The organism is Xanthomonas sp. F1, from assembly GCF_014199855.1.
In genome coordinates, this window is the sequence record NZ_JACHOK010000002.1 from 186,461 (window position 1) to 199,529 (window position 13,069).

Below are 13,069 nucleotides of genomic sequence, written 5' to 3' on the forward strand. Positions count from 1 at the left end.
ATACGTGAAAAATAGCAAATATCTTCGAATGGATATTTGTTTTCATATATCAAAAACCTATCCACCTAGAGCGAAATGGCATGGACAACTCGGCAAGCGCGGCGCCTTCCCTCCTCGGCAACGCAACCTACGGCAGCCTGCGCGGGCGCCGCGTCTTCATCACCGGCGGCGGCTCCGGCATCGGTGCCGCGCTGGTCGAGGCCTTTGCCGCCCAAGGCGCGCAGGTGGCCTTCGTCGATGTCGCGGCCGAACCCAGTGCCGCGTTGGCCGAGCGCCTGGCCGCGGCCGGCCTGAGCGCGCCGTGGTGGCGCCGCTGCGACGTCACCGACGTGGCCGCGCTGCAGGCGGCGATCGGCGCAGCGGCGGCCGAACTGGGCGATTTCCACGTGCTGCTCAACAACGTCGGCAGCGACGATCGCCACGCCTTGGAGGCGGTGACCCCCGACTATTGGGAGCGCTGTGTGTCGATCAACCAGCGTGCGGCGTTCTTCGCCATCCAGGCGGTGGTGCCGGGCATGCGGCGCCTGGGTGGCGGTTCCATCGTCAACCTCGGCTCCACCGGCTGGCAGAGCAAGACCGGCGGCTATCCGGTGTATGCCACCGCCAAGTCCTCGGTGAACGGCCTGACCCGCGGCCTGGCGCGCGACCTGGGCGCGGCGCGGATCCGCATCAATGTGCTGACCCCGGGCTGGGTGATGACCGAGCGCCAGGTCACCCTGTGGCTGGACGAGGCCGGCGAGCGCGAACTTGCGCGGAACCAGTGCCTGCCGGACAAGGTGATGCCGGAGGACATCGCGCGCATGGCGCTGTTCCTGGCCTCGGACGAGGCGCGCGCGATCACCGCGCAGGAGTTCGTGGTGGATGGCGGCTGGACCTGAGGTCGGTCTGGCGGCGGGTGGTGCTGGGGATGTCCTGCGAGGTGGCGTCGGCTCGGACAGGGCCATAGCGGGGAGGTGTCCCGCTTCGCTCGTCGGGGCTGAAGCCCCTCCCACAAACAGCCGAGCGCTGCTGATGGGCGGCGCATTGTGGGAGGGACTTCAGTCCCGACGCGATCAGCCGTCCGTCGGTAGCGACGGCGCGGTTGTTGCCACGGGGACTTCGTAGACCGTGGCCGCCGCCTCCTGCAGCGCCTGCAGCACGATCCGCGCGCCCGGCGACAGCAGCCAGTCGCGGCGGGTGATCAGGCCGAAGGCGTCCATGCGGCAGGACAGCGCCACCGGCACGATCGCCACGCTGCCGTGGTCGGCGAAATGCCGGGCCACGTCCTCCGGCACCACCGCCAGCGCGTCGCCATGGCGCAGCAGTTGCGGCAGCACCACCAGCGCCGAGGTCTCGATCACCCGCTTGGGCGCCTCCAGCCCGGCGTTCTGGAACATCAGTTCGAAGCGGTGGCGCAGCACGCTGCCGTCCGGCGGCACGATCCACGGTGCCTCGGCCAATACGGCCAGTGTCGGCGCCGGCGCCGCCAGCAGCGGATGGCCGGGGCGGGCGATGGCGCAGACCTTTTCCTCGGCCAGCGCCTGGTAGTGCAGGTGGCGCTTGTCGTGCCGCGCAAACAGCCGCGCCACCACGATGTCGAGCTTGTTCTGCGCCAGTTGCTCCAGCAGCACGTCGCTGCCGTCCACGCGCAGGCTCACCCGCAGCAGCGGATGCTGCGCGCCGACCTGGGCCAGGGCCGACGGCAGCAGGCTCATCGCCGGGCCGGCGATCGCGCCGACGCCGACGCTGCCGGCATAGCCGGCCTTCAGCGCGGCGATCTCGGCGCCGGCCTCGCCGAGGCTGGCCAGGGCGATGCGCGCGTGGCGGATCATCGCCTCGCCGTACCAGGTCGCGCGCATGCCGCGCGGCAGGCGCTCGAACAGCGGCACCGCCAGCATGTCCTCCAGGTCCTTGAGCAGCTTGGACGCGGCCGGTTGCGACATGTTCAAGGTCTCGGCGGCGCGGTGGATGTTGCCTTCCTCCTCGATCGCCAGCAGCAGCATCAATTGCCGGGTCTTCAGGCGGGCGCGGACGAACCAGGGCGGGGCAGCGGGCATGGCGCTCAGAGCGATATGAATGTTCGTATACGTTAAGCCAAAACCGATATTTGTTGCATATAGGTCGTCCGGCCAGAATAGGTCGGGCGCATCGCGTCGCGCGTGTCCCGCGTCGCGCGCTGCGCGCCCGCATTCCGACAGGCGACCGATTCATGCGATTGATCCAGTTGCTCGATGACGCAGGCACCCCCGGCGTCGGCGTGGTGGAGGACGAGGGCCGCCAGGTGCGGCTGTTGCGCGAGGTGGCGTCGACCTACGCGCTGGCCAACGTGGCGCTGGCCGCCGGCGACAGCCTGGAGGCGCATGCGCAGCACCTGCGCGGCGAGCGCGTGCTCGACTACGCTGCGCTGCTGGCCGCCGGCCGCGTGCTGCCGCCGCTGACCCATCCGGACCCGGCGCATTGCCGCGTCACCGGCACCGGCCTGACCCACCTGGGCAGCGCGGCGACCCGCGATGCCATGCACCAGAACCTGCAGCAGCAGGCGGCGCAGGGCACGCTCACCGATTCGATGAAGATCTTCCAGCTTGGCGTGGAAGGCGGCATCCCGCGCGACGGCCAGCCCGGCGCGCAGCCGGAATGGTTCTACAAGGGCGACGGCAGCACCCTGGTCGCGCCGGGCGCGCCGCTGCCGTCGCCGGACTTCGCCCTGGACGGCGGCGAGGAACCGGAACTGGTCGGGCTGTACGTGATCGGCGCCGACGGCGTGCCGTACCGGCTCGGCTTCGCGCTGGGCAACGAATTCTCCGACCACGTCACCGAGCGCCAGAACTACCTGTACCTGGCCCATTCCAAGCTGCGCGCCTGCGCGGTCGGCCCGGAGCTGCGTTGCGGCGACCTGCCGCGCGACCTGCGCGGGCATAGCCGCATCCGCCGCGGCGATGCGGTGATCTGGGAGAAACCCTTCGTCACCGGCGAGGCCAACATGTGCCACTCGCTGGCCAATCTCGAATACCACCATTTCAAGTACGCCGCGCACCGCGTGCCCGGCGACGTGCACCTGCATTTCTTCGGCACCGCCACGCTGAGCTTCGCCGACGGCGTGCAGGCGCAGCCCGGCGACCGTTTCGAGATCGAACTGCCCGAGTTCGGCGCGGCGCTGGTCAATCCCTTGCAGCGCGTCGAGAGCGGATTCGCCCTGGGTGGCGTGCGCGCGCTGTAGAACCGCACGGAGGTAGGCATGACCCGACGTTTCCAGAGCTACATCGACGGCCGCTGGGTGGCCGGCGATGCCATCGCCCCCGACGAGAATCCGTCGGACCTGTCGGCACCGGTCGGCGAAGCCGGCGGTGTCGATGCGGCCACCGTGCGCGAGGCGATCGCCGCGGCCAACGCGGCGCAGCCGGCCTGGGCCGCGAGCACGCCGCAGCAGCGCGCCGACGCGCTGGACGCGGTCGGCAGCGAGATCCTGGGGCGCAAGCAGGAACTGGGCGCGCTGCTGGCCTCGGAAGAGGGCAAGACCCTGCCGGAGAGCATCGGCGAGGCGACGCGCGCCGGGCAGATCTTCAAGTTCTTCGCCGGCGAGGCCCTGCGCATTCCCGGCGAGACGCTGGCCTCCACGCGGCCCGGGGTCAACGTCGAGATCACCCGCGAGCCGGTCGGCACGGTGGGCATCATCGCGCCGTGGAATTTCCCGCTGGCGATCCCGGCGTGGAAGATCGCGCCGGCGTTGGCCTATGGCAACACCGTGGTGTTCAAGCCGGCAGAGATGGTGCCCGGCTGCGCCTGGGCGCTGGCCGAGATCCTCAGCCGCGCCGGCCTGCCCAACGGCGCGTTCAACCTGGTGCTCGGCAGTGGCAGCACGGTCGGCCAAGCGCTGGTCGCCGAACGCGGCATCGATGCGCTGAGCTTCACCGGCTCGGTGCCCACCGGCAACCGGCTGCTGCGCCAGGCCGCCGAGCGCGGGCTGAAGATCCAGTTGGAGATGGGCGGCAAGAATCCGCTGGTGGTGCTGGCCGATGCCGACCTGGACCTGGCGGCGGAGATTGCGGTCAACGGTGCCTACTTCTCCACCGGCCAGCGCTGCACCGCCTCGAGCCGGTTGATCGTCGAGCGCGCGGTGCACGACGACTTCGTCGCGCGTGTGCGCACGCGCCTGGCCGCGTTGAAGATCGGCCATGCGCTGGAGCCGGGCGTGGACATCGGCCCGGTCGCCAGCAGCAGCCAGTTCGAGCAGGACCGCGACTACCTGCGCATCGCCCGCGAGGAAGGTGCCGAGGTGCTTTATGGCGGCGAGGCGCTGGAGTGCGCGCACCGCGGCTACTACCTGCGCCCGGCGCTGGTCGCTGCGCAGCCGCAGCATCGCATCGCCCGCGAGGAAGTGTTCGGCCCGGTCGCCGCGGTGCTGGTGGCCGACGACTACGACCACGCGCTGGCGCTGGCCAACGACACCGAGTTCGGCCTGTGCGCCGGCATCGCCACGCGTTCGCTGAAGCACGCCACGCATTTCAAGCGGCATGTGCAGGCGGGCATGGTGATGGTCAACCTGCCCACCGCCGGCGTCGATCCGCACGTGCCGTTCGGCGGGCGCAAGGCGTCCAGCTACGGCCCGCGCGAGCAGGGCCGGTATGCGGTGGAGTTCTACACCACGGTCAAGACCGCCTATACGTCCGCACCATGAACTGATCGAACCAGCGCACGCCGGCCTGGGAGGGTGGGCGGCGCGTCGCGGCCTCAGGGCCGTGTCCGCCGCCAGCGTGCCATCAACGAGGAGGGGCTATGCAGAAGCACACGTCGGGAATGCGGGCGCTGGGAATCGTGGCACTGCTGGGCATGGCGCTGGCCGCCTGTTCCGGCGGCGGCAAGGAGGCGGGCAAGACGCCGGGGCAACTCACCGTCGGTTTCAGCCAGGTCGGCGCGGAGAGCGAATGGCGCACCGCCAACACCGCCTCGATCAAGCAGGCCGTCGCCGATGCCGGCATGAAGCTGAAGTTCTCCGACGCGCAGCAGAAGCAGGAGAACCAGATCAAGGCGCTGCGCTCGTTCATCGCCCAGCGCGTGGACGTGATCGCGTTTTCGCCGGTCGTGGAATCGGGCTGGGAGACCGTGCTGCGCGAGGCCAAGGCCGCGCAGATCCCGGTGGTGCTCACCGACCGCGCGGTGAAGGTGTCCGACGACAGCCTGTACGTCACCCTGATCGGCTCGGATTTCGTCGAGGAAGGGCGCAAGGCCGCGCGCTGGCTGGTCGAGCGCTCGCCGCTGAAGGACGGCGACAAGCCGGTGCGCATCGTCGAATTGCAGGGCACCGTCGGCTCGGCGCCGGCAATCGATCGCATGAAGGGCTTCAAGGACGTCCTGGCGGCGCACCCGCGCTTCCAGATCGTGCGCTCGCAGAGCGGCGACTTCACCCGCGCCAAGGGCAAGGAAGTGATGGAGGCGTTCCTGAAAGCGGAAGGGCGCAACATCGACGTGCTCTACGCGCACAACGACGACATGGCGATCGGCGCGATCCAGGCGATCGAGGAGGCCGGGCTGAAGCCCGGCAAGGACATCCTGGTGATCTCGGTGGATGGGGTGAAGGGCGCGTTCGAGGCGATGCAGGCCGGCAAGCTCAACGTCACCGTCGAATGCAACCCGCTGCTCGGCCCGCAACTGGTGCAGGCAATCCGCGACCTCAAGGCCGGCAAGCCGCTGCCCAAGCGCATCGTGGTGGAGGAATCTGTCTACACCCAGGACCAGGCCGCGGCCGAATTGCCCAAGCGCAAGTACTGAGGGCGCGCGCATGCATCCGTTGGTGCTGGAGGCGCAGGGACTGAGCAAGGCCTACGCTGGCGTGGCCGCGCTGGAGGACGTGGCGCTGCGCCTGCGCGGCGGCGAGATCCACGCGCTGATGGGCCAGAATGGCGCCGGCAAGTCGACCCTGATCAAGCTGCTGACCGGCGTGACCGCCGCCGACGCTGGACGCATCGTGCTGGACGGCACGGTCGTCGCGCCGGCCTCGCCGCAGCAGGCGCAACGGCTCGGCATCAGCACCGTGTACCAGGAAGTGAACCTGTGCCCTAACCTGTCGGTGGCCGAGAATCTGTTCGCCGGCCGCTACCCGCTGCGCGGCTGGCCGCGGCGCATCGATTGGCGCCGGGTCGAACGCGAGGCCGAGGCCGGCCTGCAGCGCCTGGGCATCGCCATCGACGTACGTCGCGCGCTGGGCAGCTATCCGGTGGCGGTGCAGCAGATGGTGGCGATCGCGCGTGCGGTCGGCGTATCGGCGCGGGTGCTGATCCTCGACGAGCCTACCTCCAGCCTCGATGAAGGCGAGGTGGCCGAGTTGTTCCGGGTGATGCGCGCGCTGCGCGAGACCGGCATGGCGATCCTGTTCGTCACCCACTTCCTCGATCAGGTGTACGCGGTGGCCGACCGCATCGGCGTATTGCGCAACGGTCGCCTGGTCGGCGAATACACCCCCGACGCGCTGCCCGCGCCGCAACTGGTCGCGGCGATGGTCGGGCGCGCGCTCGACCCGGCCAGCGCCGCGGCCGCCACGGTGCGCGCCGCGGCGCCCGAGGACGCGGCGCCGCTGCTGCAGGCGCAGGGCCTGGGCCGGCGCGGCCAGTTGCAGCCGATCGACCTGCAACTGCGCCGCGGCCAGGTGCTGGGCCTGGCCGGCCTGCTCGGCGCCGGCCGCACCGAACTGGCGCGGCTGCTGTTCGGGCTGGACCGCGCCGATCGCGGCCGCGTGGCGATCGACGGCCGCGCCGTGGCCTTGCGCGGCCCGCTCGATGCGATCCGCCACGGCCTGGCGCTGTGTCCGGAAGAGCGCAAGACCGAGGGCATCGTCGCCGAGCTGTCGGTGCGCGAGAACATCGTGCTGGCCTTGCAGGCGCGCATGGGGCTGCGCCGGTTCCTGGCGCCGGCCGAGCAGGTGCGCATCGCGCAGGGCTATGTGGACGTGCTGGGCATCAAGACCGCCAGCCTGGAGACGCCGGTGGGGCTGCTGTCCGGCGGCAACCAGCAGAAGGTGGTGCTGGCGCGCTGGCTGGCGACGCGGCCGCGGCTGCTGATCCTCGACGAACCGACCCGCGGCATCGACATCGCCGCCAAGCAGGACATCATGACCCGGATCCTGGCCTTGGCCCGCGAGGGGATGGCGGTGCTGTTCATCTCCGCCGAGGTCGCCGAACTCGCGCGCATCGCCGACCGCATCGCGGTGCTGCGCGAACGTCGCCTGGTCGGCGAGCTGCCCGGCGGCTGCGGCGAGCGTGCGATCTTCGAGCTGATCGCCGGGAGCACGGCATGAGCGCTGCCACCACGCCCGACGCCGTCGCGCCGCGCTGGCCGGCGCGGCTGCGCGCGCATCCGCTGTTCTGGCCGCTGGCGACACTGGCCGCACTGCTGCTCGGCAACGGCGTGTTCGACCCCGGCTTCCTGAGTCTGCAATGGCGCGACGGCCACCTGTACGGCAGCCTGGTCGACATCGGCAACCGCGCCGCGCCGCTGGCGCTGGTGGCGATGGGCATGACCCTGGTGATCGCGGTGCGCGGCCTGGACATCTCGGTCGGTGCGGTGGTGGCGATCGCCGCGACGGTGGCCGCATGGATGATCGGCGGCGGCGAACACAGCCGCTTCCCGCTGTGGGCGGTGTTGCTGGCGCCGCTGCTGGTGGCGGCGCTGTGCGGGCTGTGGAACGGCCTGCTGGTGGTCAAGGTCGGCATGCAGCCGATCATCGCCACGCTGATCCTGATGGTGGCCGGGCGCGGCATCGCGCAATTGATCGGCGACGGGCAGATCCTGACTATCTACTACCCGCCGTACTTCTATCTCGGCAACGGCTTCCTGCTCGGCCTGCCGTTCGCGCTGTTCGTGGTCGCCGCGGTGTTCGTGATGTTGCAGCTGCTGCTGGGGCGCACCGCGCTGGGTCTGTTCGTGCGTGCCATCGGCTACAACCCGCGCGCGGCGCGGGTGGCGGGCGTGCGTGCGCGGTTGATCGCGGTGCTGCTGTACGTGTTCTGCGCGTTCAGCGCCGGCCTGGCCGGGTTGCTGATCAGCTCCAACGTCAAGAGCGCCGATGCCAACAACGCCGGGCAACTGATGGAGCTGGACGCGATCCTGGCGGTCACCCTCGGCGGCACCCTGCTCGATGGCGGCCGCTTCAGCCTGGCCGGCAGCGTGATCGGCGCGCTGATCATCCAGACCCTGACCGCGACCATCTACGCCTTCGGCGTGCCGGCGCAGGTCACCATGCTGATCAAGGCGCTGCTGGTGTTCGCGGTGATGCTGCTGCAATCGCCGACCTTCCGCGCCAACTTGCGTGCCTGGATCAGGCGGCCGCCGCCGCAGGTGCGGCCATGAGTGCGGCGGTCCCGCGCGTGACCATCTCCGGCCTGCGCAAGGCGACAGGGATGCTGCAGGGCGCACGCCTGCCGCTGGCGATCACCGTGGCGCTGTTCGTGGCCATGCTCGCGGCCGGCGGCGTGCTCTACGACGGCTTCCTGGCGCCGCAGGTGCTGGCCAATCTGCTGATCGACAATGCCTTCCTGTGCATCGCCGCGGTCGGCATGAGCCTGGTGATCCTCAGCGGCGGCATCGACCTGTCGGTGGGCGCGGTGCTGGCCTTCGCCACGGTGCTGTCGGCGTCGCTGGTCGAGCGCCATGGCTGGTCGCCGCTGGCGGCGATCCCGCTGGTGCTGTTGCTCGGCAGCGTGTTCGGCGCCGGCATGGGCCTGCTGATCCAGCGCTACCGCCTGCAGCCGTTCGTGGTCACCCTGGCCGGCATGTTCCTGGCGCGTGGCGCCAGCTACCTGATCAGCGTCGACTCGATCCCGATCACCGACCCGCTGTACACCGCGATCGCGCAGGCGCGGCTGCCGCTGGGCGGCGGCGCGTCGCTGTCGGTCGGCGCGCTGATCGCGCTGGCCATGGTGGCGCTGGGTATGTGGCTGACCCAGTGCACCCGCTTCGGCCGCTGCGTGTACGCGCTCGGCGGCAGCGAGGCCTCGGCGCGGCTGATGGGCCTGCCGGTGGAGGCGACGCAGGTGCGCGTCTACGCCTTCAGCGGCTTCTGCTCGGCGCTGGCCGGAGTGGTGTGCACGTTCTACATGCTGTCCGGCTACAGCCTGCACGCGCAGGGCCTGGAGCTGGACGCCATCGCCGCGGTGGTGATCGGCGGCACGTTGCTTGCCGGCGGCAGCGGCTACGTGATCGGCACCTTGTTCGGCGTGCTGATCCTGGGCGCGATCCAGACCCTGATCGTGTTCGACGGCACGCTCAGCTCGTGGTGGACGCGCATCGTGATCGGCGGCCTGCTGCTGCTGTTCTGCCTGCTGCAGCGGTTGTTGAGCCGGCGCCTGCCGGCGATGGATGCGGTTGTCTGACGGATGGCAGCGCGTGGCGGTGAGCATCGCCACGCGCCACGGCGCGCTCGCTAGCGAGGTGCCGATGGCGCCGCGTCGCCCTGCAGCGGGGTGACCGCGATCCAGTCGATGTCCGGTGCATACCTCGAGCGCAGCAGGATGTCCGGTGCGCGTTGCGAGATGTAGTGGACGCCATCGGCATCGGGCACTTCCTCGCCGGAAAGCTGGATGCGATTGCGCCCGGCATGCAGCGCGACCGGTACGCTCAGTTCCCACCAGTTGTTGCGGTGGAAGCTGTGCGGGAAGGTCGCCAGGAGCGGCGGCGCACCGTTGACGCGGATGCGCCCGATGCGCGCCAGCGGATCCGGATTGTAGTGGCTCGCCTTCGACTGCTCGTCGTTGGCGTAGCGCAGGGTCAGCATGTACGGGCCGGCGCGATCGACCGTGACCGCGGCGAAGGTGAGCGTATTGCCGTTGCCGGGTTCCCCACCGATGCCGGTCACCGCCTCGCCGCCGCTGGCGAGCGTGGCCTTGGTGCGATGCGCATTCCCGGCGAGGGTGGCCTGCTCGGCTTCGTAGCGTGGGCCGAGCACGGCGCCGGGACCCACCCGCAGGCGATCCAGCAGCGGGCGCTCGGCGCTGCCGCCGACCACGATCTTGTTGATCCCGCCCAGCAGGAATACCCTCTGCGCAGATGCCTGCAGCGTCTGGCCGTTGACGGTGAGGGACAGCGCGCCGGGCGTGGCCAGGTTCAGCGACAGCGGCGTCATTCCTTCCTGCGGCGCATACACCCAGAACGTGGCGGAGGCGCCGGCGGGCAACGCCACCGCGCCGGCGCCGGAGATGTCGTCGCGGTCGTAGCGCGCCCGCGCGCCGCCCGCCAGCGTGGCGAGTTCGGCCTCGTAGACCTGCGTGTCGGCAGCGGGATCGGGCAGCGACAACGTGATGCGATCGATCAGCGCATTGCCGCGCGTGTGTCGGTGGCCATCCGCACTCGCACTCGCGATGCTGAGCACGTGGCGGCCCGCGGCCAGCGCGATGCGCAGGTCGGCGTGGTCCCACACCACCGGCTTGTAGCCCAGCGGCAGCATCACCTCCCGTTCGCTGGCCGCATCCCCGTCGACGCGCACGAAGACATTGGTCGGCCCGAGCGCGGCGACCAGCGGATCCTGGTTGAAACTGTTGGCGAGGATGCGCAGATCGTACAGACCGTCCTGTGGCACCTCGATGGCGAAGTCCAGGCGCACGTCGCGCGCGCTAGCGAATCCGCCGACGGCATAGCGGCCGGAGGTGAAGAAGCGATCGAGCGCCTGCGGCGAGCCTTCCGGGCCACGCCGTTCGTAGCCGCTGCCGTGGTGCGCGGCGTCCTCTGCTTCGTACCGCTGCTGCCAGCGCAGTGCCGGCGGTTGTGCAGGGCCGCCGTGCATGCCGGGCATGACTACCAGGCTGTAGGCCGATTCGGCGGTCAGCGCCGGCAACGCGCCGCGCCCGAAGTCCAGATCGATGCGGCCCGCGACCACCGGCACCTGCACGTCCGCGACCAGGCGTGGCGCAGCGGCGTCACCGAGCTGCCCGGTCCAGGGGATTTCGTGCACGACCACGCGCACCCGCTCGCCGAACGAGGCGTTCGGAATGCGGGTCAACGACAGCGTGGCAGGCCCGCTGCTGCCACCGAACAGGACACGCGCCTGCAGCTGTTGCGGGTCGAACGCGGCCACCGCCTGCAGGCTGTCGTCCTGCCCGGGATGCGGGGGCGTCACCGCCACGGTGTGCATGCCGCGCATCGCGGCGTAGGCGTTCAGCAGCCACCACTGGCCGTTGCCGCGATTGGCCTGAACGGCCGAGTCGCTCAGATTGCCGTCGATGTTCCAGTACGCCAGGTCGGCATCGACCTTGGCCGCTTCGATCGCCGCCGCCCACTGCACGATCTGCCCCGGCACGGAAGTGTGGTAGTTGAACGCGTACTCGTCGATGTTGATCGGCAGGTGCCGGCCGGCCAGCGCTGTCCCGGCGAAGAGTTCCTGTTCCCAGCCGCGGAAGCGGGCCACGCTGCGCGACAGCGAGGCCGGATCGGTCAGTTCGTGCCAGGTGACCACGTCGGGCAGCGTGCCCGCGCGCAGCGCATGCTGCAGGAAGCCCTTGTCCTGGTCGAACAGGATGCTGGTGTTGGGGCCGGCGATGCGCGCGTCGGGGAGGATGGCGTGGATGCGTCGCCACGCACGGTCCCACGCGTCGAAATAGGCGTTCGGGTCGCTGCGCCAATCCACGCCGTTGCAGCTGTCAGGACCCGCATGCCCCGGCGCGGCGGCCTTGGCGAACATGTTGCCTTCGGGCTCGTTGAACGGCACGAACACCACGTGCTGCCGGTACTGCGCGGGCAGCGCCTTGACCTGTTCGACCTGACGCGCGATCTCGTCCAGGTAATGCGCCACGGACTGCGCGCAGTCGCCCTGCGTCCAGCGGTAGGGGAAGCCGCGGTGGATGTCGGTCATGTAGATGTAGGTATCGCCCCCGGAGCCGGTGGCGAGCGAACGGATCACGTCCAGCGCATCGGCGCCGGGATGTTGCAGCCCGTCCTGTGCCTTGGTCGCCACACTGCGCAGGCCCATGCCCTCGACCAGGTTCGGGGACGGCAGGCGCGCGTCGTAGAGGCCGTAGAGACTGCCGGATGCACCGCCATGGAACGGGCCGGTGTCCTGCCCCAGGTCGACGATGAGGCGATCGGCGGCGATCGCCGTGCCGGTGCAGGCGGCGAGAGAGAGGGACAGCAGCAGCCGCGAGGCCGTGGAACGAACGGATGCGTGCATGGGCGGGAGGTCGGCAATGGAGCGATGCGTCCGGTGCCCGGCGAACACATGCACGCTAGGCCGTAGCAGGCAGGATAGGGCCGCCGCGCAGCGCCGACCAATCACGTAAATCGGCCGTGCGATATCCGAATCGGAATGGGGCGGCGCGCACGTGGAGGACCGCCCACCCTTGATCTGTCGCCTGCTGTCGTCCGCCTGCAGTGGTTGCCGCCCCGGGGTCTGCACTGGGCGCTCGCGCGGCGGGCCGGCGTAGAATTCGGCAATCGCAACCGGAGCGCCGACATGCTGACCATCTGGGGCCGCCACAACTCGAGCAACGTACGCAAGGTGCTGTGGTGTGCCGAGGAAGCCGGGGTGGCGTACCAATCGATCGAGATCGGTGGCGCGTTCGGTGGCAACGACGCGCCGGCCTATCGCGCGCTAAATCCCAATGGCCTGGTGCCCGCGATCGAGGACGACGGCCTGGTGCTGTGGGAGTCCAATGCGATCGTGCGTTACCTCGCCGCGCGCTACGCCCCGGACACGCTCTATCCGCAGGCCCCGGCGTTGCGGGCACAGGGCGACAAGTGGATGGACTGGACCACCTCGCGCTTCGCCGGCGCCTTACGCGATCTGTTCTGGGGCGTGCTGCGCACGGCACCAGAGCAGCGCGATGCCGCCAGGATCGCCGCCGCGCTGGATCAATCGGCCGAACTGCTGCGCACCGCCGATGCCGCGCTGGCGCAGCAGCCGTGGCTGTCGGGCGAGCACTTCGCGATGGGCGACATCCCGCTCGGCAGCTTCGTCTATGCCTGGTTCGAGATGCCGATCGAACGCCCGGCGCTGCCGCACCTGCACGCCTGGTACCAACGTTTGCAGCAGCGTCCGGCCTACCGCAAGGGCGTGATGACGGCGCTGACCTGAGTGGCATCGCCCAAGGCCGGCGCGTCGTCGCGGCGGCAA

At 70.2% G+C, this 13,069-nt stretch carries 10 protein-coding genes; 8 read left to right on the top strand and 2 right to left on the bottom strand.

What is annotated here, in order from left to right:
- Nucleotides 1-80: 80 nt before the first annotated feature.
- On the top strand, nucleotides 81-878 hold the full coding sequence (locus tag GGR71_RS05540; protein ID WP_160962948.1) for an SDR family NAD(P)-dependent oxidoreductase: 798 nt from the start codon (nucleotides 81-83) through the stop codon (nucleotides 876-878).
- A gap of 174 nt (nucleotides 879-1,052) precedes the next feature.
- Here GGR71_RS05540 and GGR71_RS05545 read toward each other — a convergent pair whose 3' ends face one another.
- Complete coding sequence (locus tag GGR71_RS05545; protein ID WP_160962946.1) at nucleotides 1,053-2,036, bottom strand: LysR family transcriptional regulator; 984 nt, start codon at nucleotides 2,034-2,036, stop codon at nucleotides 1,053-1,055.
- Nucleotides 2,037-2,188: 152 nt separating this feature from the next.
- On the opposite strand from GGR71_RS05545, the gene araD1 reads away from it, so the two are divergent.
- The 6 genes from araD1 (at nucleotide 2,189) to yjfF (ending at nucleotide 9,341) form a co-directional block, all read left to right on the top strand.
- Nucleotides 2,189-3,196, top strand: a complete 1,008-nt coding sequence (araD1, locus tag GGR71_RS05550) for an AraD1 family protein (RefSeq protein ID WP_160962944.1) — start codon at nucleotides 2,189-2,191, stop codon at nucleotides 3,194-3,196.
- Nucleotides 3,197-3,214: 18 nt separating this feature from the next.
- The gene (locus GGR71_RS05555) at nucleotides 3,215-4,654 is read left to right on the top strand and encodes an aldehyde dehydrogenase family protein (RefSeq protein WP_160962942.1); all 1,440 of its coding nucleotides are present in this window, start codon (nucleotides 3,215-3,217) and stop codon (nucleotides 4,652-4,654) included.
- A 98-nt stretch (nucleotides 4,655-4,752) separates the two neighbouring features.
- The gene (locus GGR71_RS05560; protein WP_160962940.1) at nucleotides 4,753-5,745 is read left to right on the top strand and encodes an ABC transporter substrate-binding protein; all 993 of its coding nucleotides are present in this window, start codon (nucleotides 4,753-4,755) and stop codon (nucleotides 5,743-5,745) included.
- A 10-nt stretch (nucleotides 5,746-5,755) separates the two neighbouring features.
- Nucleotides 5,756-7,267: a sugar ABC transporter ATP-binding protein gene (locus tag GGR71_RS05565; protein WP_160962938.1), complete on the top strand. Its 1,512-nt coding sequence runs from the start codon at nucleotides 5,756-5,758 to the stop codon at nucleotides 7,265-7,267.
- On the top strand, nucleotides 7,264-8,319 hold the full coding sequence (locus GGR71_RS05570) for an ABC transporter permease (protein WP_160962936.1): 1,056 nt from the start codon (nucleotides 7,264-7,266) through the stop codon (nucleotides 8,317-8,319). Before GGR71_RS05565 ends, GGR71_RS05570 begins: the two co-directional genes overlap by 4 nt.
- Entirely contained in the window at nucleotides 8,316-9,341 is a 1,026-nt protein-coding gene (gene yjfF, locus GGR71_RS05575; RefSeq protein WP_160962934.1) for a galactofuranose ABC transporter, permease protein YjfF, read from the top strand. The genes GGR71_RS05570 and yjfF overlap by 4 nt, the downstream gene beginning before the upstream one ends.
- Nucleotides 9,342-9,391: 50 nt before the next feature.
- Here the strand turns inward: yjfF and GGR71_RS05580 are convergent, their stop codons facing one another.
- Nucleotides 9,392-12,127: a carbohydrate-binding protein gene (locus tag GGR71_RS05580; protein ID WP_160962932.1), complete on the bottom strand. Its 2,736-nt coding sequence runs from the start codon at nucleotides 12,125-12,127 to the stop codon at nucleotides 9,392-9,394.
- Between the two features lie 282 nt (nucleotides 12,128-12,409).
- Between GGR71_RS05580 and GGR71_RS05585 the strand changes: the two genes are divergently transcribed.
- Nucleotides 12,410-13,030, top strand: a complete 621-nt coding sequence (locus tag GGR71_RS05585; protein WP_160962930.1) for a glutathione S-transferase family protein — start codon at nucleotides 12,410-12,412, stop codon at nucleotides 13,028-13,030.
- The last annotated feature ends 39 nt before the right edge of the window (nucleotides 13,031-13,069 follow it).

Coding starts and splice junctions, on each gene's coding strand:
- GGR71_RS05570 (WP_160962936.1), top strand. CDS start 7,264: ATGAGCGCTGCCACCACGCCCGACGCCGTCGCGCCGCGCTGGCCGGCG.
- araD1 (WP_160962944.1), top strand. CDS start 2,189: ATGCGATTGATCCAGTTGCTCGATGACGCAGGCACCCCCGGCGTCGGC.
- GGR71_RS05585 (WP_160962930.1), top strand. CDS start 12,410: ATGCTGACCATCTGGGGCCGCCACAACTCGAGCAACGTACGCAAGGTG.
- GGR71_RS05545 (WP_160962946.1), bottom strand. CDS start 2,036: ATGCCCGCTGCCCCGCCCTGGTTCGTCCGCGCCCGCCTGAAGACCCGG.
- GGR71_RS05560 (WP_160962940.1), top strand. CDS start 4,753: ATGCAGAAGCACACGTCGGGAATGCGGGCGCTGGGAATCGTGGCACTG.
- GGR71_RS05580 (WP_160962932.1), bottom strand. CDS start 12,127: ATGCACGCATCCGTTCGTTCCACGGCCTCGCGGCTGCTGCTGTCCCTC.
- GGR71_RS05565 (WP_160962938.1), top strand. CDS start 5,756: ATGCATCCGTTGGTGCTGGAGGCGCAGGGACTGAGCAAGGCCTACGCT.
- GGR71_RS05540 (WP_160962948.1), top strand. CDS start 81: ATGGACAACTCGGCAAGCGCGGCGCCTTCCCTCCTCGGCAACGCAACC.
- GGR71_RS05555 (WP_160962942.1), top strand. CDS start 3,215: ATGACCCGACGTTTCCAGAGCTACATCGACGGCCGCTGGGTGGCCGGC.
- yjfF (WP_160962934.1), top strand. CDS start 8,316: ATGAGTGCGGCGGTCCCGCGCGTGACCATCTCCGGCCTGCGCAAGGCG.